This is a genomic window from Phenylobacterium sp. LjRoot219 (genome assembly GCF_964252995.1).
Classification (GTDB): Bacteria; Pseudomonadota; Alphaproteobacteria; order Caulobacterales; family Caulobacteraceae; genus Phenylobacterium.
On the sequence record NZ_CAXUQI020000002.1, the window covers coordinates 856752 to 876968 of the forward strand.

A 20217-nucleotide genomic window follows, 5' to 3' on the forward strand; every position below is an offset into this window, starting at 1 on the left:
CCCGCAAACTTAGCGGGTAGTCTGTTTCTGAACTCCGATTCGGTCGCTGACGGATCGCCACGCGTCGAGCCAGCGTCAGCTATGAGTTGCTGAGCTCCTGAGCGCGTTCACGACATCCAATCGCGATTGCGGCTCGTGTTGCCGATGCCCGGGTTGAGACGATTGCCGGGGTCGAGCCGGCGATAGTGTCCGGCAAGTTCGGGTTTGGCGCAGTAGAGATGCCCGACGTTGTGCTCGGCGGGAAATTCCCCGCCGCGCTCCTTGATCAATGACAGGATCTCGTGCTCGAGCGCCATGGACGGGACGCCTTTGCGCACGACGTAGTCCTGATGGAATACGTGGCAGAAGAAGTGGCCGTAGTAGAGCTTGGCCACAAGCCGATCGGAGATGGTCGCGGGCAGGCGCTCGAACCAATCGCGGTCGTCCCGACGAAGAGCGATGTCGACGGCGGCGATGTCCTCAACTTGTCGGCGGTGGATCGCGCGGTACCGCACGGCGGCGCCGGCGACGGCGAAGCGGTGCTGGAACGCCCGCTCGGCCTCCTCCGGGGAGCACTCGAAAGCCTCGCCCTGCGGGCTCGGGAACATCTCGCCAAGCAGCGTCCGGGCGAATGGCGCCGCGGCCTCCGGAACTTTCAGGATCAGGTGGTGCTCGAAGCGGTCGCGGTATTGCCGAATGCGCCGCGGCAGATGGTCGGGGAAGAGGTGGGATGCGGCCTGAAGCAGGTGATCGGAGAGATCAGCCGGCAGGGTCGTCGCCAGCCGATCCAGCCACGCCTTGAGCTGGAACAGTCTCGGGAGCCGTTGCACGCCAAGCCATCGGATCGCGAGCACGGTGTCCTTGCCGTAGCGGGCGGCGATGTCGAAAGCCTCGCGATGAATGTACTCCGCCGAGATCGGCAGCAACGAGCACTCCGCCAACATGCGGCGACGAATAGCTGTCAGGTCCTGCGGCGCGTTCGAGCCGATGTAGAAAGTCGTTGGGCGCTCGGATTTGGCGAAAGTGTCCACGCGCACTGCAAAGACCATAACCTTGCCGGCGCTTCCGGAGGCCTCGTACAACCGGCGGGGATCGGCGTTGAACCGCGCTGGGGTGCGCGCATCGACGTCGCGAACAATGGACTCGTAGTCTTTCGCCGAGGCGGCGCAGCCCTCATCGACGACATCGAAGTCGCCGAAAGCCCCCGAATCCAGTGCGGCGAGGATTTCCTCGGGATCGTCACCCAGTCGAATGCCGAGGTGGTTGCGCAGCACGATCTCCCCTGACGCCTCAACCTGAGCGTAGAGAGCGTACTCCGTGTAGGCGGGCCCGCGGGCGACGAGGGTCCCGCCCGAGTTGTTGCAGATCCCCCCGACCACCGACGCGCCGAGGCAGGACGAGCCGATCACCGAATGCGGCTCGCGCCCGAGGGGTGATAGCGCGCGCTCGAGTTCATGGAGCGTCGCGCCCGCCAGGCAAACGACCTGGCGTCCCTCGCACAGCGGAAAGACGCCCCTGATCCGCAGCGTGTTGATGATGACGACCGGGCGGTCGTACTCGCCGCAGGGCGTGGAGCCGCCTGTCAGGCCGGTGTTGGCGGCCTGAGCAATCACGATGTGATCGGCGGCGACGCAGGCTTGAAAAACTCGCCACTGCTCGACCAGCGATCCCGGCCGCACGACCGCGGCCACCGGTCCGCCGCCGGTGCGATAGCCGGTGGCGTAGGCTGAGACTGTGGCGGGAGCGGTCAGAACGTGGCGGCGCCCGGCGATCGTGCGCAGTGTCGCGATCAATGCGCCGCTATCGGCCGGCCCGAAGCGGCGCGTTGTGAACGGGACCTCCCGCACGTCGCTCATCAGACGGGCCTGGTTGCCCGCGCGTGGGCCAGGTGTCGGCGGATGCTCGAGCTGTCGCCGGTGACGATTGCATTGTGCTGGCTCACAGGCTCATGCCTCCATCTATGACCAGATTGGCGCCGGTCATGAACGTCGCTTCGTCCGACGCGAGCAACACCGCGGTCGCCGCGATCTCATCGGTCTGGCCCAGCCGGCCCATCGGCTGGCGTGCGACGAAGGCTGCGCGCGCGGCCTCAATGTCGCCCGTCGTCGCCCAGCGGTCGTGAAGTGAGGGCGTCTCGACCGTGCCCGGGCTGATCGCGTTGCAGCGAACGCCCTGGGCGATGTAGTCGCGGGCGACGGACATGGTCAGGCCCAGGACCGCGGCCTTGCTCGTGCCGTAGGCGCAGCGGTCAGGGGCCGCCATCACCGAGGAGACAACCGAGGCGATGTTGATGATCGAGCCCTGCCGACGCGCCAGCATCGCCGGCAGGAACGCCCGCATCGTCAGCATCATCGATCGCACATTGAGGTTCATGCTGCGGTCGAACTCGGCGGGATCGCAGTCGAGGAGGGCGCCCTGGACGACGACGCCAACGCAGTTCACCAGCACCGATACCGCGGGATAGGCCCGAGCGGCCGTCGCAACCGCCGCCTCGTCGGTGACGTCCAGCGTCACCCGGCGCGCGCCGGCGAGGCCGCCGTCGAAACGTACGTCGGCGGCGATCACGACGGCGCCTTCAGCGAGGAAGCGCTCAGAAATGGCGCGGCCGATTCCTTGACCGGCGCCGGTGACGAAGCAGGTCTTGTCTTTCAGCCGAGGCCCGCTCACCTCAGCGGCCTTCGTTCCAAGCGATCACCTTGTGCCGCTGGCGGCCGAGCTTCTCGATGCCGAGTTCCACGACGTCGCCTTCATTCAGCCAGACCTGTGGGTTCATGCCCATGCCCACGCCGGGCGGGGTGCCCGTGGTGATGATGTCGCCGGGCAGCAGCACCATGAATTCGCTGAGATAAGAGACGATCGTCGCGCAGTCGAAAATCATCGTCTTCGTATTGCCGGTCTGCATGCGCTTGCCGTTCACGTCGAGCCACATGTCGAGGTTCTGGACGTCAGCGATCTCGTCCTTGGTCACCAGCCACGGTCCGACGGGGCCGAAGGTCTCGCAGCCCTTGCCGCGGTCCCAGGTCGGGCCGCGCTCCATCTGGAACTGCCGCTCGGAGAGGTCATCGACAACACAGAATCCAGCGACGTAGTCCATCGCCTGGTCCTTGGCGACGTAGGACGCGCGGGCGCCGATCACGATCCCGAGCTCGACCTCCCAGTCCATCTTCGTCGACAGGCGCGGCTTACGCACGTCGTCGTCCGGCCCCTGGATGCAGGAGACCGCCTTGGTGAAGATGATCGGCTCGCTGGGCGCCGCCTGGCCGGTCTCGGCGGCATGATCGGCGAAGTTCAGGCCAATGGCGATGAACTGGCGGGTGTCGGCGACCGGCGGCCCGAAGCGCACTGGCTCGGCGACCAGCGGCAGCGTTTGCGGATCAATAGCCGCCAGCCGGACGAGACCGGCGGCGGAAAGGACGTCACCCGAAATGTCCGGGACCTGGCCGCTGAGGTCGCGCACCGCGCCGGCCGCGTCGATCAGGCCGGGCTTCTCCTGGCCGGGCGGGCCGAAGCGGACGAATTTCATGGGAACTCCTTTGAATTGTGCTGGGCAGCGGCGGGCGTCGCCTACTGCGGTGGGCGACCGTCAGTGGGTGCGCCTCGGGAGGCGCGACCGTCTCACAAACCACATCGTTCGCATCGGCCATGCTCCTCCGCGCTGCGCCTGACATGCGGAAGGGCTCGCTGGATGTCAATTGTACTCAGACAATAGGCAAGGTGCGTCCAACGGCCTCAGGACCCCTCACGCTACTCCGCTAGCAAGCGGCTAGGAGAACGGATCGCGCGCAGAGGCGGGGCCGAAAGCTGAAGCTCGCAGCCGATTGCAATCCACGGCTCTCCATTCTAGTCAGACAAGAATGGAGCGGCGACGGCCGCGTTCGACGTCGGGAGAAGCGGATGTTCGCGGGACGGTTCAGCGGGCGTTGTGCGGTGATCACGGGCGGCGCCTCAGGGGCGGGCAAGGCGGTCGCTCAGCGGCTGGCCAAGGAGGGGGCGCGCGTCGTGCTTTGGGACCTCAATCCGCAGGCCCTCGTCGAGGCCGCAGCCGAGGTCGGCGCCGCGCACACATGCGCAGTCGACGTTTCGGACCCCGCCGCGGTCGCGGCGGCTGCGGAGGACACGCGGAAGGCTCTAGGCAGCGTCGACCTTTTGCTGTGCTCGGCGGGAATCACCGGTCCCACGGCACCAGTGGTGGACTTTCCGCTCGAGGGCTGGCGGCGCGTCATCGAGGTGAACCTGAACGGCGTCTTCTACGCCTGTCGCGCTCTCGCCCCTTACATGATCGCCAACGGTTACGGCCGGATCGTCAATCTGGCGTCCATCGCCGCGAAGGATCCGAACCCGAACGCGTCAGCCTATGGAGCGGCGAAAGCCGGGGTCGTGGGGTTCACCAAGGGGTTCGCGAAAGAACTCGCCAAGACCGGCGTGCTCGTAAACGCCGTCACCCCGGCGGTCTTTGTCACCCCGCTGCTCGAGCAGATGCCCGAAAGCCAGATTGAGATGATGAAGTCCAAAATTCCGATGGGCCGGTTCGGCGAGCTGGACGAGGTCGTCTCGATGATCTGCTGGCTGCTGAGCGACGAGTGCAGCTTCTCAACGGGTGCAACGTTCGACATTTCCGGCGGACGCGCTACCTACTGACTGCTTCTTGCAGGAATTCCGTGGAGACCGAACCGAGTGGCCAGAGCAGCTCGAGCCCGTTTGGCGATAGCGACGGGCCGTGCGCCGACGCCCGAGGGAGCGTCATCGCCGGCGGGGGAGCTTATCCACAATCGGATCGCGCGCGACCTCGCGATCGACATCATCTCAGGCCGCCACCCGTCCGGCGCCGTTCTGCCAAACGAGGTGGAAGCCAGTGCTGAGCTCGGCATCTCGCGCACGGCGTATCGCGAAGCGATCCGCATCCTCGCAGCGAAGGGCCTTGTCGCCAGCCGGCCCAAATCCGGGACGACCGTGTGCCCGAACAACGAATGGAATATCCTCGATCCGGATGTCCTCGGCTGGACGTTCGAGGCCGGGCCGACCGAGGATTTCGTCCTCTCCCTTTTCGAGCTGCGCCGCATCGTCGAGCCGGCCGCAGCGGCTCTGGCGGCCGAGCGACGGACCTCCGAACAACTCGGGCAGCTCGGCCACGCGATCGAGGAGATCAAGCGGTTCGGCTTCGAGCGGCGCGAAGGGCAGCTCGCGGACCGCCGGTTCCACGCCTTGCTGCTCGCCGCGACCGGCAATCCAGCCGTGATCGCCCTTACCCGGACGATCTCCACCGCAGTTGAGGCCTCGACGCTGTTCAAGCAGCGCAAACGTCGCCTTTCACGCGACGCCACCCCGGAACATCAGGCGCTGTTCGCCGCCATTGCGGATCGCGACTCCGAACGCGCTCGCGCCGCCAGCCTCGAGTTAATCGACCTGGCGATGGAGGACCTGCGTCGCGGCATGGCCGACTAACCTGAGACTGCGCAGCGTTCGGGCAGCCGAGCGACGAACCACCTGAAGCCAGGCCCTCGGCGGACAAGTCCCATTCGCGCTGCTTGAGCTGAAGCTCGCCGGTGCTCGGCGATGCGATGCGCGCAGCTGGGCAGCTGGGCAGCTGGGCAGGGCCCACCTCAAGCGCCGATCGTCAGACTGCCGCCGGCGCCGAATTCACCGACGCGCCTCAGCCACTTTCGCCGGGTGCTGCGCCTCCGGCGTTCGAGCGCGGCAGCCCCACAGGGCGTAGAACACGATGTAGAGTTCGCAGATCACCGTCAGGAAGAACGAAGCCTGCAGACCGTAATGATCGGCCAGCCAGCCCTGTACGATGACCAGCGCGCCGCCGGCGATCGCCATGATCAGCAGCCCCGAGCCTTCCTCGGTCAATGGTCCGAGGCCCCGGATGCCGAGGGTGAAGATGGTCGGGAACATGATCGAGTGGAATAGCCCCACCGAGATCAGGGCCCACATGGCGGTCTGACCCGTCGCGGTGGCCGCGATCAACATGACGATGGCCGCGCCGGCGCCGGCGCCGGCCAGAACGTTCTCGGCCGGGACCTTGCGCATGACCAAGCTGCCGACGAAGCGGCCCACCATCATCCCGCTCCACAGCAGGAACAGGTACCTCGACGCCTGCTCATGCGTGAGGTTGCCGATCTCGGGGGCGGAGACGAAGTTGATGAAAAGGTTGGACACCCCGATCTCGGCGATCAGGTAGATGAAGATGGCCGGGATGCCGAGGATCAGGTTGCGATGCCGCCAGAGCGACATGTGTTTGCGCTCAGCGGCTGCGGCCCGACGGGAGTTCTCGCCGAAGCTCGGCAGGTTGAAGTGGGCGATGATCACCGCCAGCACGACCAGAACCAGGGCGACGATCAAATAGGGCAGGATGACCGACTGCGCGCCGGCCAGCCGCTGCTCCATCGTCAGAGTGGACGGGTCCTGGGTCGTGCCCGAGACGCTGCGGCCCAGGATCAGGGCGCCGCCGAACAGCGGGGCGAACGTCGTACCCATCGAGTTGAAGGCCTGCACGAGGTTCAGGCGGGCAGGCGCCGATTCCGGCGGGCCGATCACGGCGACGTAGGGGTTGGCCGCCACCTGCAGCAGGGTGATGCCGCTGGCGATCACGAAGAGAGCGGTTAGGACGACGCCGTAGGACGGGATCTGCGCCGCCGGCGCCATCAGCAGTGCGCCGGCCGCCATGATGCTGAGACCCACCACTAGCGCCTTTTTGTAGCCGATCCGTTCGATCAGCCAGGCCGACGGCATGGAGGCGACGAAGTAGGCGATGAACCACACCGACTCGATAAGCGTGGTCTGGGTGTAGTTAAGGTCGAACACGCTGCGCAGGTGCGGCAACAGCGTGTTGTTGATGACCGAGATGAAGCCCCACATGAAGAAGAGGCTCGCCAGCAGGGTGAGTGCGGGGCGGTACGGCGCGCTACCGACAGTGACCGGCGACAACACGGTCGCCTCGGGGGAGGGGGATTTTAGGGGCACTGGGTCTCGCATTCTAGGAACGGTACTCGGAGCAAGGCTCAGGGCCTGGTGAACTCGTCACATCGTCATGCACGGTTCACAGGAACGTTCGAGCGGCGAAGCAGGGTCAACGCTAACCTAGCAGCCGGTCGGCTCGCAAGCGGTACAGCTCAGAATGATTCCGCGGCCTCAACACCGCTGTCCCCGCCCGCCGGCCATGCGGCGCATCGCAGCGGGCTTTTGACAACCGTCTTTACTTAGCAGGTGCTAAGTCATAAATTAGCGGCATCGCAAGCGGGGGCCGCTTGTGGCCGGCCTCACGGAGTTCGGTTTGACCGGTCCGACTAGATTCACCAGGAGAGAACTCCATGCGCTTGGTCACTGTCGTCTCCGCACTCGCGCTGGCGCTCACCGCCTCATCTGCGCTCGCTCAGGCCCCCGCGCCGCAAACTGCGACAGCCGCGAAAGCGTCCGCGGCGCCCTACAGCGTCGCCAAAACAGACATCGGGACGCTGCTCGACGATCCGGCGGTGAAGGCTGTTCTCGCGAAGCGCGTGCCGGAGCTCGTTCAGAACGACGAGATCGATATGGCTCGCGGCATGACGCTCGCCGACGTTCAGCAGTATGCCCCTGACATGCTGACCGAGAAGGCGCTCGCCGACATTGACGCGGACCTCGCCAAGCTGCCGGGGAAATAATAGCCGGCCCACGCGCGGACGGCGGAGCGAGCTTGGTCTGAGGAGTTTCGATCCGAACGAGCCGCGATGATTTCGCATCCCGTATCGATCCGGCGATCGGCGCCACCGCCGTTGCACTGCCGGCGCCGTCATTAACCGCACTTGGCCTGGTCAAGCTTCGCTTTCAAAAAGGGGGTCAGCCCGGTGTCTGACCAGGTCTGTATCCATTGTGGTTTCGCCGGCGGCGTTCACGGCAGCCGCTGCGTGGTCTTCAGAGCCGCGCTGGTCATGAAACCGACGCCTCACACCCTGGCTGGCGGCAATGTTCGTCGCGTCCCACGGGTGAAGCTCGCCACCTCCACACGGGGCGTTGAACGTCTGCCCGATCGACTGCTCGGCGGATAGGGCCGGCACAGAGCCGCACATATGCCATACTTCGGATTTCAAACTGTTTGTGGCCGGAGGCCTCACGTTCGATGATGCAGTTTCTGCACGGGCTTTCGACGTTCGACCCGCTGAGCTGGGCGCTCGCCCTGTTCCTTGGAAGCGGCCTGATAGTCGGGATCAGCACCGGGTATCTCCGGGCACGCAAGATCCAGCCGAAGGGCTTCAGATGGCGGCTACTGGGCCGCGAAGTCATCTGGGGGGCGGTCAACCTAACCGCCTCCGCCTTCCTTCTTGGCGGGGCCGGCCAATGGTTACGTAGCCAAGGCTTCATCACCTACAGTGGCGCGGCGGCCTCAGCTTGGGTCGTTGCTGTAGAGGTCGCCCTGTACTTCGTCCTATTCGATGCCTGGTTCTACTGGTGGCACCGGCTCATGCACAAGGAGCCCTTCTACACCTTGGTCCACAAGGTCCATCATGGCTCGCCGTCGCCGAATCTGCTCACGACCTTCTCGGAAAGTCCTTTGGAGTCCTTCGTCAACGGCAGCTCCCTGTTACTGTTCACGGCGGCTTTCACCGTGCACGAGCAGAGCATGCTGATCATTGCGCCATTGGCGCCGCTGATGGGGCTCTATGTGCATTCGGGACACGAGTTCCTGCCGCGATGGTGGAACAAGAGCTGGGCGACGAAGTGGTTCATCTCGGCCACTTTCCACGACCAGCACCATCGCTATTTCAAGGGCAACTACGGCGGCTTCACTACGGTGTGGGATCGGCTTTGCGGGACCATGCGGCCTACATTCGAAGCCGACTTCGAGAAGGTGACCACACGACCGACCGAGCGACGCCGCGGCGTGGTCGCCGCGGCGCCGGTGAAGGTGTCAGGGCCGGCGAGCTGATACGAATTGCTGTGACTGACGTCAGTTTGGCAACGGCGCATCGGCGTCCAGCCCACGCCCCTCCCGGCCGCCCCGGCGCCATGGGGACGCCGGCGAGGAAGAGGGCGAACGCCACGGCTGCGCGCTTGAAGGAGAGCCTCCGCGCTAGAGGTTTCGGGCGAAGAAGTCGAAGATCTTCTCGAACGGGATCTTGTCCGCGCGATCGTACAGATCGACGTGATCGGCGTTCGGGATGATCAGCAACTCCTTGGGCCCGGCGGCGTCGGTGTAGGCGTCTTCCGAGAAGTAGCGCGAGTGCGCCTTCTCGCCGGCGATCAGCAGGACCGGCCGCGGGGCGATCTCCTTGATGTAGGTCAGGAGCGGCATGTTCATGAACGACAGCGCATTCGTCGCCGTCCACCCGCCGTTGGAGTTCGGCGAGCGCGCGTGGAAGCCGCGCGGCGTCCGGTAGTAGTCGAAGTACATGCGAGCGACCGGATCGGTGACGCCCTCCAGAGTCTCCGGAAGAATGCGCGCTCCCGGGGCGGGGGAACCTTTCACGGCGTCGGCCCAGCGTTGCTGGCTCATCCGCTCCAACATCTGCGCGCGCTCTTCGCGCCCCAGCTTGTCGTAGTAGCCGCGCGCCATCACGCGGGACATGTCGTACATGCTGGTGGTGACGACCGCCTTGACGCGCTTGTCTACGGCCGCGGCGTTCAGCCCCATCCCACCGAAGCCGCAGATGCCGATGAGGCCGATGCGGTCGCGGTCGACGGCCGACTGCAGACCGAGGAAGTCGACGGCCGCGCTGAAATCTTCGGTGTTGATGTCGGGAGAGGCGACGTTGCGCGGCTCGCCGCTGCTCTCGCCCGTGTAGGACGGGTCGAACGCCAGGGCGACGAAGCCGCGCTCGGCCATGGTCTGGGCGTAGAGACCGGAGGACTGCTCCTTGACCGCGCCGAACGGTCCGCTGATCGCCAGCGCCGGCAGCCGCTCGCCGGCGCGGTCCTTCGGCCGGTAGAGATCGCCCGCCAGGACGATGCCGTAGCGGTTCGTGAAGGTGACCTTCTCGTGGTGAACCTTCTCGCTGCGAGGGAAGGTCTTGTCCCAGTCCTTCGTCATCTGTGTGTTGGTGGCGTCGTTGCGCATGGAATGAGCCTTCGCTGAGTTCGGGTGGATGGCGACGAGGCCTGCCGTGGCCAGGCCGGCGGCGGAGAACTTGAGGACGTCGCGACGGTCGAGCCTTGCCCGCGGCGACGGATGTTGGACGGAGGATGGCGGGCGGGTCATGACGGGAGCCTCAGGGCGGAAAGGCGGGAGCCGAGTGCGGCGAGAAGCGCTGCGGCGGCGAGGATGGCGGCGCTGGCGGCGAAGGCGGTGTGATAGCCGCGCGCGTCGACCAGCAGGCCGCCCAAGGTCGCGCCAAGCGTGATCGCCAGCTGGACCACCGCGACCATCAGGCCGCCGCCGGCCTCGGCGTCGTCCGGCAGCGCCTTGCTGAGCCAGGTCCACCAGGCGACGGGCGCAGCGACGCTGATCAAGCCCCACGCGCCCAGCAGAACGGCGGTGGGGATCGTCGCCTCGCCCAGCGTGATCAGGGCGACGGCGATGACGGCCAGGGCCATCGGGGCGCCGGTCAGCAGCGCGGCGAGATGGGCCGGCAAGAGGCGGCCGATCAGCCAGGTTCCGACCAGCCCGGCCATGCCCAGCCCGAGCAAGATCAGCGACAGGGCGGAGACGTCGACGCGGGTGACGGTCTCGAGGAACGGCCGCAGGTAGGTGAAGAGCGTGAATTGGCCGGCGAACAGCAGGGCGACCGCTGCGAAGCCCAGCGGAGCGCCCCGGCGGCGCAGCACGCGGAAGACGCTGCCGGTTCGCGGCTCCGGGTGGGGCGGCATGGCCGGCAGGCTGAGGTGCTGCCAGGCCAGGACGATCGCCGCCAGGGGCGCCACGACGAAGAAGGCGCCGCGCCAACCGACGTACTGGCCGAGGAAGCTGCCGAGCGGGGCGGCGATCGTGGTGGCGAGCGCGTTGCCGCCGTTCAGCACGCCGAGCGCCCGGGGCGCCTGGTCCTCCGGCACAAGCCGCATGACCGTGGCGGCCGACATGGACCAGAAACCGCCGATGACCACCCCGATCAGCGCCCGGCCGGCCATGAAGACGGGAGCGTTCGGGGCGAACGCGACCATCAGGCCCGAGACAAGCATCAGCACGGTCAGCGCGAGCAGGACCAGCTTCCGGTCCAGACCGCGGGTGGCGGACGAGATGACGAGACTGGTCAGCACCGCGAACACGCCGGACACCGCGATCGCCTGGCCGGCCTGGCCCTCGGTGATGTGAAGGTCGGCCGCGATCGGCGTCAGCAGGCTGACCGGCATGAACTCGGAGGCGATCAGGGTGGAGACGCAGAGGGTCAGGGCGCCGATCGCACCCCAGGCGCCCTCACGCGGCGCCGAGACCTCCGAAGCAGTGGCGGATTGGATCGACATGAGCTCTCACGGCTTGGGGCGATTTCGCCCGACCGCGGTGAGATAGCCCTGATGCGACCGCCGGATCAGTCGGCCTTCGCGCGATGAACCGTTGCGCGAAATTCAACGGTGGCGGCGTGCTTCTACAGCCCCAGGGGACGTAGCTCGCGCACCAGTTCGATGAGCAGGCGGAGCGCCGCCGGCACCTGCCGCCGGCTCGAATAGTAGATGTGGTAGCCGCCGCTCGAGGTCGCCCAGTCGTCGAGGACGCTGCGGAGCGCGCCGCTCGCAAGCTCCGCCCGCACCATGGTGTCGGCGACATACATCAGCCCGACCCCGTCCCGCGCCGCAGCCAGGCCCAGGCGCCCATCGTCGACGATCAGGCTGCCGGGCGCAGCGACCGACAGCTGATCTTCTCCACGCTCGAACTCCCAGCGGTAGATGCTGTCATCGCCGATGCGGATGCGGATGCAGCGATGCGCCTGCAGGTCGTTCGGATGTTCGGGATGGCCGAAGCGTTCCAGGTAGGATGGGGCGGCCACCACGATCCAGCGGATGTCCGGCGAGAGCCGCTGGGCCACCATGTCTTCCGGCACCGTCCCGCCATAGCGGATGCCGGCGTCGAAGCCGCTTTCGATCACGTCGATCATGCGGTTGCTGACGGAAACCTCCAATTCGACATCTGGGTAGCGCTCGACGAAGGTGGGCAGCACAGGCGCCAGGAGATGATCGGCGGCGTCGTTCGGCACGCTCAGCCTCACCCGCCCCATCGGCGCATCCCGGAACTGGTTCACCACATCGAGCGCCTGGCCGATCTGCCGGAAGGGGTCCTGGATCACCGCCTGCAGCGCCTCGCCGGCCGCGGTGAGGGTGACGCTGCGGCTCGTTCTGTTGAGCAGCCGCACGCCGAGCCGCTCTTCCAGCCCGCGGAGGGCGTGGCTCAAGGCGGAGGCGCTCAGGCCGAGTTCGAGGCCCGCGCGGCGAAAGTTGCGGTGCTTGGCGATCTCGAGGAAGTACGCGAGGTCCGCGAAGTCTGAACGTCGGAACTGCATGGCCGGCCCTGCCGCACGAGAGAGCTCGGGACAAGCTCTGGGCGCCAGTCTGGTGCCTTGAGCCGGGTTCAACAATCCTGAAGCACCGCGCGACCAGTTGACGGTGAACCCGCCCAGTAACGCAGCGCGGACAAACGACCAAACCCTGGTCCCGCCTCTCGGGCCGAGACTTCCGGCTGGCCAATCACCTGCCGTTGGGGGCGAGGCTTGGCGCGGACCTCGGAACGGTACTAGCAGCCAGCCGTTACGCGTGAATGGCGGAGCAGGGCCACCAGCTCGGCGCTCCAAAGAGCGTATCACCGCCACATTGAGCCCCGGTCCGTTCGTACGGACCGTGGGCTTCGTGGTTTAGCCATATCCTTGAACGGCGAGCTGATTCTTCCATCAGCGGCGATAAAAGGGAGGCGATCGAAGCTTGGCCGTTTCGCGCACAATGGAAATTATGGCAGGCGATGGCTTTGCCAGGCATTGCATACTAGGCGAGGGCGAAGTGACGGCGCACGTCGTCCGCCGATACGCAGCGGGCGCCTGCTTCTCGTTCAAGGTCGTCGAGCAGGTCAGAAAGCCGCCGAAAGCTGCGTGGCGCGCGCTGAATTCTGAGTGACCGCAGGATCGCCTCCACCGCATCGCCCTCGACCCCGCCGCGCGCGTCGATGAAGAGCTTGAGATCCTCATCGGCGATGTCTTCGTAGTCGAACGTCTGCAGGTAGAGCGCTCGGTCGGCGACGGCCGCCGAGATGACGCATTGGGATGGCCCGCCGGCGAGTGAGAACTCGTTGTTGCCGACGAAGATCAGGCCCAAAGGCATCGGCGCATAGCAGCGGTCGCCGTCATTCCAGTAGCGCAGCGCTTCGATCACCTCCCGAGAGAGGTTCTGAGCCTCATCGAAAATGACGGTCCTTCGGGGATCTCCTCCAATGGCGCTGCTGGTCTCGGAAGCCAGGGCTGCATCGCCGCCGGCCCAGGCGCGCGTCGCCTCAAACAGGCGCCGGCGCAGTGACCAGATCGCCATATGCGAGGGGTGCGGTGAACACCCCGTCAGTGGGCTCAGCGCCTCCAGTGTATGCTGCATCACCAGGATCTCCCCGGCGTTTCGCCGGGAGACTTTCACCACGACGACCTCTCCTGGCCGGCGCCGGACGAACTCGTCGATTGTGGTGGTTTTTCCGACGCCTGGCGGCCCGGCGAAGACGGATATCCGCCGCCGCTCATGGGTGTCTTGCATTCGCGCGAACAGGCGGCGGGCCAGCGACGTCGCGACGAAATCAGTCATCAGCCTGCTGGGCCTCGAGGCGAGCCGTCAACGCCATCTCATGCAACCGACGTGCTGCCGCATGCGACGGCGGCGGGGCGACCGCTGTGGATTGCATGGCGCGTCCGCGGTCGCTCACCTCACCGCCTAGATCGAGCGACGGGAGCGGCGTACGGACCGCCAAAGGTTCGATGCGGCGCGCCCACCGGAGCTTGGTGTCGACCGGATCGATCTTGGGCGCATCTTTCGCGAGCGCGGAGACGTGGCGGTTCAGTCGCGCCTGACGCCGGCCGGACTCGCGGGCGCCTTCGATCCACCGGGCTGGATACGGCGCATCCGGCTGCAGATAGACCCAGGCGCCGCCAAGGCGGGCGAGCGGCGGCGCATCGCGACGCCAGGGCAGCGCCAGATCCACCACTGTGCGGCTGGGTAGCGCGACCAGCGCCTCATGGGTGAAGCGACGGCCATTGATCTTCAAGACGCCGCGATCGATGCGGCGGCTGTCGGTGTCCGCGAAGGCGGCGTCCAAGGTGCAAGCCTCGACGCTGACCGGCCGCCATCCCGCCTGGACCTTCTCTTCGAACCACGCGGCGGGCGAACGGCCGGCCCACAGGCCGCCGACCGGTCGATGATTGTGCGCCCGGACCAACTCCAGGACGGTGAGGCGGAAGTCATCCCACTCGCCGGGATACGGCTGCGGCGGCTTGCCGAGCGCCTGCGTTTTCTTGGCGAGACGGTTGGGACCGGCGTACCCCGGCAGCAGCGCGAACACGTAGCGATCAAGCCGGGCGAACAGGCTTTCGATCGGCTTGGCGGCGGCGTTGTAGGGTCGAGCGAAGATCGTCGTTCGGGTGCCCGGCGCATTCAGCAGCTGCAGCGCGCCGTCGATCTTCGCCATGGCGGCGAACTCGGCGCCATTGTCCAGGTAGAGTCCCTGCGGAAAGCCCCAAGCGGGATCGGCGACCATGGCGAGGAACGCCTCGATCACGTGCTCCTGCCGAACGCCTTCGCCGCGGTCGAGGAGCACCGGATGGACGAAGACGCGCCCGGTGCCGGCGTCCATGAAGGCGATGATCTTCGGCCAGGCGGTCGAGCCGTCTGGACGCTGGACGATGACATCCAGATGCTTCACGTCCGCGACGACCCGTTCCATCGGCGCCAATCCAGTCCAGTTGCGCCGAATACGCGGCTTGGCGTCGTCGTAGGCTTTGCGGTCGTTCCGCCGTTGGTTGACCGCCCGGTAGTGGGCGAAGCGTTCGACCCGCCGACGCGACAGGCGCATCGCCGATGCGGGCAGCTCGAGACCGCGCTGTTCGCAGGTCTCGACCAAGATGAACTCCGCTAGACGTCGAACCTCGGCCCCGCCCGCCTGTTCGGCGCGTGACGCCCACAGGCCCTTCATGGCCTGGTCGACTTGCGTCGCGATCTTCTCAAGGCCGGCCTCTGGAAGGCCGGTCGTCAGATAGGCGCGGTCGAAGTCTCGGGAGATCCGCACGCGGCGCTTACCGCGATTGCTGGGACGCGATCGGCCGAGGCCGCGGAGGCCATGGCGCTCATAGCGGGCGAGCCATCGATAGATTGTCCTGGCAGTCACGCGATGGGCGCGTGCCGCCTGGTCGGCGGCGAGGCCGCGGGCGCGGCTGCCAGGCGGGTGTGCGACGACCGCTTCGACGGCGCTCAGCTTGGTCAGCGTTCGCTCGTCGAGCGCGGCGGATTGGGGAGCCGGGGAGCTAGCCGGCAGCAAGCACTCTTGGAGGCGCGCGCGCACACCGTCTGGCAGACTTGTGACTTCAACGCGGTGGTTGAGGCCTCCTTTGCCACCACGACCGAGACACCGCTGCACGACGAGCCGCCGGCCGCGCCACAGCTTGCCGCTTTGCGCGCCTCGAAGGACCGCCCGGGCGGCCTGCGGGGTGATTCCGGCCGCCTCGGCGAACGACTGGGCGGCGATCCAATGGGGGGAAGACATCTCGCCGAAGCGCCAGCTGCGCCGCGATCGCGCCGCGGCGACAGATCAAATTTCTTATAATCCGTCCCGGGGCAACACGATTCTGCGCCACGAACTTTCCCAATGAGTTTCGCAATCTCGCGATTGCGAACGTCGGCCGCTGGGAAACCTAGCGGGCCCGGCCAATGAATGTCGGCGGAATTGGGAAAGCACGGCCGATCGCGAAAGCGTTCGGCCTCTCGACGGCGGACGCTGGGCGCGACATCGCTATGGACGGGCGCTGACATATCGTGTGGGCCGCCCCACCAACGGCGCCTTGACCGCGCCCGCATGCGATTGTTGAGTAGGTGTTCAGTTTTCTGAAGCCGGCCGGTCCGACCCGCTGATCTGCGGGAGCGGCGACCTGGACCGGCGCTGGGAGGAGCATTCGATGATCAAGCAGGTCGTCTTCCTGAAGAAGCGTGACGACATCTCCATGGAAGAGTTCATGGACTACTACGAGAACCAGCACTCGCAGCTGGCCAAGAAGCTCGGCGCCAAGCCGTCGCTGCCGAACGCCCAGCGCTACGTGCGCCGCTACGTGACGCCGGAGCCGAACCCGCTGACCGGGGAGGTGATCCACCCGGGCTACGACTGCATCATGGAGATCTGGTGGAACACCCGCGAGGACTTCGAGGCGGCGATGAAGGGCCTCGGCGACCCGCAGTTCCTCGAGGCCCGCAAGGCCGATGAGCTGAAGCTGTTCGCCTCGAACAGCAACCCGGTCTGCACCGTGGTCGAGTACGACTCCGGCATGGGCCCGAACGGCGAACTGCCCGACTGCACGCCGCGCTTCGGCTGACGCGCGGACATCCGGGCTTTCCTCCCCCGCGGTTATGGGGGAGGAACGCTCCGGGCCGGCGGATCGGCGGCGGCCTGTCGCCCAAGATCAGCGTCGCGAGCACCGGAGCCATGACCGACCCCGTCAAGCCGATCGCCGTCGTGCAGGGCGCGCCGTCGCCGCAGATCCAGGCGCTGTTCGGCCGCGTCGCCGCCTCGCTGCGGCCGCTCGCCCGCGTGGTCGGCGTGGTCGAGGAGACCCCGCCGGGCAGCGACGGCCAGTTGCGCAGCCTGGTCGACGACCGGATCTATCCGCTGTTCCAGGATCTCGGGCCGAGCTCGACCGCCTGCAACCTCGACTCCGAGAGCCTGGCGTCGGCCTGCGAGGCGGTCCGGCGCGACATCGCCGCCGGCTGCGGGCTGGTGGTGCTGAGCAAGTTCGGCAAGCTGGAGACGGAACGCTCCGGCCTGGCGGCGGCCTTCGCCGCCGCAGTCGAGATCCAGGTCCCGATCCTGACTTCGGTGGCGCCGCGCTACGCGCCCCAGTGGCGGGCGTTCGCCGCGCCGCTGTTCGTCGTCCTGCCGCCGGAGGAAGCCGCCATCCACGCCTGGTGGCGGCAGGCGGCGCCGCGGGCGAACTGATCTGCGGCGACGGACTTCCGCGGCCTCAATCGATGATGTCAATGACCGCGCCGACCGAGCCGCCGATCACCGCGCCCTTGCCGGCGTCGCCGGACAGGCTGCCGATGCCGGCGCCGACCGCGGCCCCGGTCGCGGTCGCGCAGGTCGCCAGGAACAGGCTCGCGACGGCCAGTGCGCAGGTACGAAGGATCGCGTTCATCGTCTCGCTCCGCCGCTACTTGCCGCCCTTGGCGAGCTCGCGCCAGATCACCGACAGGACCGGCTTGTCGAGCTGCTCGGGGTGGGTCTTGTACCAGTCGTCGATCGCGGTGACCGCGGGGGCCAGCTGGGCCCCGGCGAGATCGGTCTGGGCGCGGACCGCAAAGGTGTTCTGGCCGGGAGCCTTGCGACTGTCGTAGCGCGCGCCGACCGAGATCGCGTTGGAGACGCCGATCAGATAGGCGCGCCGCTCCTCCATCGACGAGCGCTGCCAGTCGCGCCCGTCGACCAGGGCGCGCGTCTGGGCGTGCGCCGCCGGCGCGAGCGCTGCGGCCGCCAACAGCAGCGCGAGCAGTCGCTTCGTGGCCATCGCATCTCTCCCTGATGGTCGGACTGCACAATGGCCGCGCCGTCACGCCGAGCGCCATCCGGTGAACACCGGAGAGGCGCAGGTCGTGTCCCTGGGCCTCGCCGCGGCGAAGGCCGGGCTGTCGAACGCCGTCGTCGCAGGTTAGGGTTGCAGGATGCAGATCTTCTCAGCTGTGCGCGGGGCGATCCCCTGCGACCGAGTTCGTCACGCCAGCGCGCTGTCGGCGCTCTGGCTGCTGGCGGCGTGCGCGACGCCGGCGGCCGAGCCCACGACGCCGCCCGCGGATGGCGCCATGAGCGGCGCCTGCCGCGCCGCGGCGGCCGAGTTCGCGGTCGGCCGCGCCTACACCGAGGAACTCGGGGCCAGCCTGCAGCAGGCCGCGCAGGCGAAGACCCTGCGGGTGATCCGGCCGGGCGACGCGGTCACGATGGACTACCGGGACGACCGGCTGAACGTCGAGCTTGACGCCGGCGGGAAGGTCTCGAAGGTCCGCTGCGGCTAGCCACGTTCGCAAAAGCGAGGGGGCCGGCAACTGACCGGGAGCGGCTTTCGTTCCGCCACGTGCGCTTCTGGCGAAGGAAGCGGCAAAAATGGCGAGGTCGCAGACGGAGCCGCTGATTTCTCCCACGGGCTTGGGCGCCGAGGTCGAAACCTGGCTGTCCGTGATCGACGAGATGCCGGTCGGCGTGACGGTGGTGGAGCCGGGCAGCGAGTTTCCGTGGCACAACAAGGCCGCCAGACGCATCCTCGGACTGGGGGAGGCGCCGGCCTGGCCGCCGCCGGCCGAGCCGGCGACCTACGGCGCCGTGCACGCGGACGGCCGGCCCTATGCGCTGGAGGATTATCCGCTCACCCGCGTGCTGCAGGGCGGCGGCTCCGTGGAGCGCGAGCTGATGCGCTACCGGCGCGCCGACGGGCAGGTGCTGATGCTGGAGATCAGCGCCTCGAAGGTGAGGCCGCACGGCCGGCAGCTGGGCTTCTGCACCTACCAGGACGTCACCGCTGAACACGCGGCGCGGCGCGAACTCGCCGAGACCGCCGAACGCGTCCAGCTCGCGCTGGACGCCGGCGCCATCCTCGGCACCTGGGTGTGGAACGTGGCCGAAAACGTCATGACGACGGACGAGCTGTTCGCCCATTTCTTCGGCCTCGACCCGGAGCGCTGCCGAAACGGCCTGCCGCCTTCGGAGGCGATGGTGTCGGTGCATCCGGACGACCACCCCGGCGTCGAAGCCGCCGTCGCCGAGGCGATCGCGCGCGGCGGCGCCTATCGCCACCAGTATCGGGTGCTCCAGCCCGATGGGAATTGGCGCTGGGTCGAGGGCAGCGGGCGGGTCGAGCTGGACGAGGCTGGCCGGCCGCTGCGCTTTCCCGGCGTGCTGCTGGACATCTCCGCCTGGAAGCAGGCGGAGGAGGCGCGCGACCTGCTGACCCGCGAGGTCGATCACCGGGCGCGCAACGCGCTGGCCATGGTCCAGTCGGTCGTGCGGCTCACCGACGCCCAGGACCCGGCGCGGTTTCGCGAGGAGGTCGTCGGACGCGTCGACGCCATGGCCCGGGCGCAGGGGACGCTGTCGCGCAGCAACTGGGAAGGCGGGGTGCTCGGCGAACTGGTCGAGGGGGAGCTGTCGACCTACGCCGCCGCCCCGCGCTTTGCGCTACACGGCCCGAAGCTCGCCCTGCCGGCGGCGCAGGTCCAGGCGATCAGCATGATCATGCACGAAATGGCGACCAACGCGGTCAAGCACGGCGCGCTCTCGACCCCGGATGGCAAGGTCGAGGTCGCCTGGCATGCCGACCGGCGGCGCAATGTCGAGCTCACCTGGACGGAGAGCGGCGGCCCGGCCTTGCAGCCGCCCAAGCGGCAAGGCTTCGGCTCACGGCTGATCGCCCGGCTCGCCGCCCAATTGGGCGGCGCGCTCGACCTGGATTGGCGGCCCGAAGGGCTGGTGGCGCGCCTCGTCTGGCGCGCCTAGCCGGCTGGCCTGCTAGGCCGTGAAGACCGGGATCGCCTCGCCCGGCGAGAGCATCACCAGCGGGATCTCGCGGCCGGTCGAGGCCTGGTAGTTGCGGTAGGGCGGAAAGACCCCGGCCATGAACTCCCAGACCTTGGCGCGTTCTTCGCCGGTGGGCTCGCGCCAGGTCGCGCGGAACGCCTGGGCGCCGATCTGGATCGCGACCTCCGGACTGTCCTTGATGTTGTGGTACCAGGCCGGGTGCTGGTCGGCCCCGCCCTTGGAGGCGACGACCACGACCTCGCCGCCGATGTCGCCGTAGATCAGGCCGGTGGTGCGGGTCTCGCCGCTCTTGCGGCCGACGGTCTGCAGCAGCAGCATGGTGGTGAAGCGATGGCCGCCGATGTCGGTGACGTCCTCGATGTGGCCGAGCGTCCCGCCGGACTCCAGATACCTCGCCTTGTGCTCCTCACCCCAGTTGCGGCGGGTCTTGGCGATCTCGGCGCTGGTCTCGTTGCTCATCGGGCGCTCCTCCCTGGGTCAGCCTAATGCGATCGTTTCGGCGAAGAGCAGTTAGCCCGAAGCCGGGGCCGGCCCAAGCGCAAAGTTGAACAGGAGTTCAATTTCGATTGACCCTCGGCGAGCGGTCT

At 67.5% G+C, this 20217-nt stretch carries 20 protein-coding genes; 8 read left to right on the top strand and 12 right to left on the bottom strand.

The genetic code is table 11. The annotated features are described in order from the left end of the window. Nucleotides 1-107: 107 nt before the first annotated feature. From dld to ACSQ14_RS21995, 3 genes are all read right to left on the bottom strand, one after another. Nucleotides 108-1835, bottom strand: a complete 1728-nt coding sequence (gene dld / locus ACSQ14_RS21985) for a D-lactate dehydrogenase (RefSeq protein ID WP_436016508.1) — start codon at nucleotides 1833-1835, stop codon at nucleotides 108-110. Between the two features lie 82 nt (nucleotides 1836-1917). Continuing rightward, nucleotides 1918-2646, bottom strand: a complete 729-nt coding sequence (locus ACSQ14_RS21990) for an SDR family oxidoreductase (protein WP_436016510.1) — start codon at nucleotides 2644-2646, stop codon at nucleotides 1918-1920. A gap of 1 nt (nucleotide 2647) precedes the next feature. Then, entirely contained in the window at nucleotides 2648-3502 is an 855-nt protein-coding gene (locus tag ACSQ14_RS21995) for a fumarylacetoacetate hydrolase family protein (protein ID WP_436016512.1), read from the bottom strand. A 371-nt stretch (nucleotides 3503-3873) separates the two neighbouring features. On the opposite strand from ACSQ14_RS21995, the gene ACSQ14_RS22000 reads away from it, so the two are divergent. Together ACSQ14_RS22000 and ACSQ14_RS22005 are read left to right on the top strand one after the other, a co-directional pair. After that, on the top strand, nucleotides 3874-4617 hold the full coding sequence (locus ACSQ14_RS22000; RefSeq protein WP_436016514.1) for an SDR family NAD(P)-dependent oxidoreductase: 744 nt from the start codon (nucleotides 3874-3876) through the stop codon (nucleotides 4615-4617). A gap of 60 nt (nucleotides 4618-4677) precedes the next feature. Further along, nucleotides 4678-5421, top strand: coding sequence for a FadR/GntR family transcriptional regulator (locus tag ACSQ14_RS22005; RefSeq protein WP_436016516.1), 744 nt, complete (start codon nucleotides 4678-4680; stop codon nucleotides 5419-5421). A 195-nt stretch (nucleotides 5422-5616) separates the two neighbouring features. Here ACSQ14_RS22005 and ACSQ14_RS22010 read toward each other — a convergent pair whose 3' ends face one another. Next, nucleotides 5617-6909: a sugar MFS transporter gene (locus ACSQ14_RS22010; protein WP_436016518.1), complete on the bottom strand. Its 1293-nt coding sequence runs from the start codon at nucleotides 6907-6909 to the stop codon at nucleotides 5617-5619. Between the two features lie 383 nt (nucleotides 6910-7292). Here ACSQ14_RS22010 and ACSQ14_RS22015 point away from each other — a divergent pair, with 383 nt between their 5' ends. Together ACSQ14_RS22015 and ACSQ14_RS22020 are read left to right on the top strand one after the other, a co-directional pair. Then, nucleotides 7293-7622: a hypothetical protein gene (locus tag ACSQ14_RS22015; protein WP_436016520.1), complete on the top strand. Its 330-nt coding sequence runs from the start codon at nucleotides 7293-7295 to the stop codon at nucleotides 7620-7622. Nucleotides 7623-8077: 455 nt separating this feature from the next. Then, nucleotides 8078-8884, top strand: coding sequence for a sterol desaturase family protein (locus ACSQ14_RS22020; protein WP_436016522.1), 807 nt, complete (start codon nucleotides 8078-8080; stop codon nucleotides 8882-8884). A 144-nt stretch (nucleotides 8885-9028) separates the two neighbouring features. Here the strand turns inward: ACSQ14_RS22020 and ACSQ14_RS22025 are convergent, their stop codons facing one another. The 5 genes from ACSQ14_RS22025 to ACSQ14_RS22045 all read right to left on the bottom strand — a co-directional run bounded on the left by ACSQ14_RS22025 (nucleotide 9029) and on the right by ACSQ14_RS22045 (nucleotide 15604). Continuing rightward, nucleotides 9029-10153, bottom strand: a complete 1125-nt coding sequence (locus tag ACSQ14_RS22025; protein ID WP_436016524.1) for an alpha/beta hydrolase — start codon at nucleotides 10151-10153, stop codon at nucleotides 9029-9031. Next, nucleotides 10150-11352: an MFS transporter gene (locus ACSQ14_RS22030; protein ID WP_436016526.1), complete on the bottom strand. Its 1203-nt coding sequence runs from the start codon at nucleotides 11350-11352 to the stop codon at nucleotides 10150-10152. Before ACSQ14_RS22030 ends, ACSQ14_RS22025 begins: the two co-directional genes overlap by 4 nt. A gap of 122 nt (nucleotides 11353-11474) precedes the next feature. After that, nucleotides 11475-12383, bottom strand: coding sequence for a LysR family transcriptional regulator (locus tag ACSQ14_RS22035; RefSeq protein ID WP_436016528.1), 909 nt, complete (start codon nucleotides 12381-12383; stop codon nucleotides 11475-11477). Between the two features lie 475 nt (nucleotides 12384-12858). Continuing rightward, complete coding sequence (locus ACSQ14_RS22040; protein WP_436016530.1) at nucleotides 12859-13656, bottom strand: AAA family ATPase; 798 nt, start codon at nucleotides 13654-13656, stop codon at nucleotides 12859-12861. Continuing rightward, nucleotides 13649-15604 (bottom strand): helix-turn-helix domain-containing protein, encoded by a 1956-nt coding sequence (locus ACSQ14_RS22045; protein WP_436016532.1) that lies wholly within the window; start codon nucleotides 15602-15604, stop codon nucleotides 13649-13651. The genes ACSQ14_RS22040 and ACSQ14_RS22045 overlap by 8 nt, the downstream gene beginning before the upstream one ends. Before the next feature lie 409 nt (nucleotides 15605-16013). Here ACSQ14_RS22045 and ACSQ14_RS22050 point away from each other — a divergent pair, with 409 nt between their 5' ends. Next, on the top strand, nucleotides 16014-16424 hold the full coding sequence (locus ACSQ14_RS22050) for an EthD domain-containing protein (protein WP_436016534.1): 411 nt from the start codon (nucleotides 16014-16016) through the stop codon (nucleotides 16422-16424). 110 nt (nucleotides 16425-16534) lie between these two features. Next, a complete protein-coding gene (locus tag ACSQ14_RS22055) occupies nucleotides 16535-17044 on the top strand; it encodes a DUF2478 domain-containing protein (RefSeq protein ID WP_436016536.1) in 510 nt (169 codons plus the stop codon). Nucleotides 17045-17069: 25 nt separating this feature from the next. On the opposite strand, the gene ACSQ14_RS22060 is transcribed toward ACSQ14_RS22055, so the two are convergent. Both ACSQ14_RS22060 and ACSQ14_RS22065 read right to left on the bottom strand, forming a co-directional pair. Next, a complete protein-coding gene (locus tag ACSQ14_RS22060) occupies nucleotides 17070-17243 on the bottom strand; it encodes a hypothetical protein (protein ID WP_436016538.1) in 174 nt (57 codons plus the stop codon). A 15-nt stretch (nucleotides 17244-17258) separates the two neighbouring features. After that, the gene (locus ACSQ14_RS22065) at nucleotides 17259-17612 is read right to left on the bottom strand and encodes a hypothetical protein (RefSeq protein WP_436016540.1); all 354 of its coding nucleotides are present in this window, start codon (nucleotides 17610-17612) and stop codon (nucleotides 17259-17261) included. Nucleotides 17613-17766: 154 nt separating this feature from the next. On the opposite strand from ACSQ14_RS22065, the gene ACSQ14_RS22070 reads away from it, so the two are divergent. Next, nucleotides 17767-18114: an I78 family peptidase inhibitor gene (locus tag ACSQ14_RS22070; RefSeq protein WP_436016542.1), complete on the top strand. Its 348-nt coding sequence runs from the start codon at nucleotides 17767-17769 to the stop codon at nucleotides 18112-18114. 88 nt (nucleotides 18115-18202) lie between these two features. Beyond that, a complete protein-coding gene (locus ACSQ14_RS22075; RefSeq protein ID WP_436016544.1) occupies nucleotides 18203-19588 on the top strand; it encodes a sensor histidine kinase in 1386 nt (461 codons plus the stop codon). A gap of 12 nt (nucleotides 19589-19600) precedes the next feature. Here ACSQ14_RS22075 and ACSQ14_RS22080 read toward each other — a convergent pair whose 3' ends face one another. Continuing rightward, a complete protein-coding gene (locus ACSQ14_RS22080) occupies nucleotides 19601-20089 on the bottom strand; it encodes a nitroreductase family deazaflavin-dependent oxidoreductase (RefSeq protein ID WP_436016546.1) in 489 nt (162 codons plus the stop codon). Nucleotides 20090-20217: the final 128 nt, after the last annotated feature.

Coding starts and splice junctions, on each gene's coding strand:
- dld (WP_436016508.1), bottom strand. CDS start 1,835: ATGAGCGACGTGCGGGAGGTCCCGTTCACAACGCGCCGCTTCGGGCCG.
- ACSQ14_RS21995 (WP_436016512.1), bottom strand. CDS start 3,502: ATGAAATTCGTCCGCTTCGGCCCGCCCGGCCAGGAGAAGCCCGGCCTG.
- ACSQ14_RS22000 (WP_436016514.1), top strand. CDS start 3,874: ATGTTCGCGGGACGGTTCAGCGGGCGTTGTGCGGTGATCACGGGCGGC.
- ACSQ14_RS22015 (WP_436016520.1), top strand. CDS start 7,293: ATGCGCTTGGTCACTGTCGTCTCCGCACTCGCGCTGGCGCTCACCGCC.
- ACSQ14_RS22020 (WP_436016522.1), top strand. CDS start 8,078: ATGATGCAGTTTCTGCACGGGCTTTCGACGTTCGACCCGCTGAGCTGG.
- ACSQ14_RS22025 (WP_436016524.1), bottom strand. CDS start 10,153: ATGACCCGCCCGCCATCCTCCGTCCAACATCCGTCGCCGCGGGCAAGG.
- ACSQ14_RS22030 (WP_436016526.1), bottom strand. CDS start 11,352: ATGTCGATCCAATCCGCCACTGCTTCGGAGGTCTCGGCGCCGCGTGAG.
- ACSQ14_RS22035 (WP_436016528.1), bottom strand. CDS start 12,383: ATGCAGTTCCGACGTTCAGACTTCGCGGACCTCGCGTACTTCCTCGAG.
- ACSQ14_RS22040 (WP_436016530.1), bottom strand. CDS start 13,656: ATGACTGATTTCGTCGCGACGTCGCTGGCCCGCCGCCTGTTCGCGCGA.
- ACSQ14_RS22045 (WP_436016532.1), bottom strand. CDS start 15,604: ATGTCTTCCCCCCATTGGATCGCCGCCCAGTCGTTCGCCGAGGCGGCC.
- ACSQ14_RS22050 (WP_436016534.1), top strand. CDS start 16,014: ATGATCAAGCAGGTCGTCTTCCTGAAGAAGCGTGACGACATCTCCATG.
- ACSQ14_RS22055 (WP_436016536.1), top strand. CDS start 16,535: ATGACCGACCCCGTCAAGCCGATCGCCGTCGTGCAGGGCGCGCCGTCG.
- ACSQ14_RS22060 (WP_436016538.1), bottom strand. CDS start 17,243: ATGAACGCGATCCTTCGTACCTGCGCACTGGCCGTCGCGAGCCTGTTC.
- ACSQ14_RS22065 (WP_436016540.1), bottom strand. CDS start 17,612: ATGGCCACGAAGCGACTGCTCGCGCTGCTGTTGGCGGCCGCAGCGCTC.
- ACSQ14_RS22070 (WP_436016542.1), top strand. CDS start 17,767: ATGCAGATCTTCTCAGCTGTGCGCGGGGCGATCCCCTGCGACCGAGTT.
- ACSQ14_RS22075 (WP_436016544.1), top strand. CDS start 18,203: ATGGCGAGGTCGCAGACGGAGCCGCTGATTTCTCCCACGGGCTTGGGC.
- ACSQ14_RS22080 (WP_436016546.1), bottom strand. CDS start 20,089: ATGAGCAACGAGACCAGCGCCGAGATCGCCAAGACCCGCCGCAACTGG.